This window comes from Psychroflexus lacisalsi (assembly GCF_020164495.1).
GTDB classification, from domain to species: Bacteria; Bacteroidota; Bacteroidia; order Flavobacteriales; family Flavobacteriaceae; genus Psychroflexus; species Psychroflexus lacisalsi.
In genome coordinates, this window is record NZ_JAIQYZ010000028.1 from 1 (window position 1) to 371 (window position 371).

The following is a 371-nucleotide window of genomic DNA, read 5'->3' on the forward strand; positions in this document are numbered from 1 at the left end:
ATCAAGCGGTTTATCCAGATGAAACTGGCCAAGGTAAAGACAGACAAAAGTGATGCAAAGGCGATCTGTGAGTATGCTCAGAACAATGCGGTTCCCCTCTACAATGCACTTACTGAAGTACAGAGTGAATGCCTACAGCTGTTCAGACTTTTAGATACTTACTTAAAACAGCGCACCGCGGTGAAGAATAAGGTCCATGGAGAAGAAGCCCTGGGAGTTCCCTCAAAGTTCGTGTACCGCTCTTTAAAACGCCAAAGGAAGCAGTTGGATAAAGAAGTAAAAGCGATTGAGGAAAAGATCCTGTCCTTGGTCAAGGAAGATCAAGAGCAGCAGCTCACCCTCTTAACCTCAGTGCCTGGAATAGGGCAGAA

Annotated in this window: 1 pseudogene; it reads left to right on the forward strand. The window is 45.8% G+C overall.

Annotated features, from left to right (window positions below):
* Positions 1-371: pseudogene (locus tag LB449_RS13835) on the forward strand (IS110 family transposase); the annotation flags it as partial.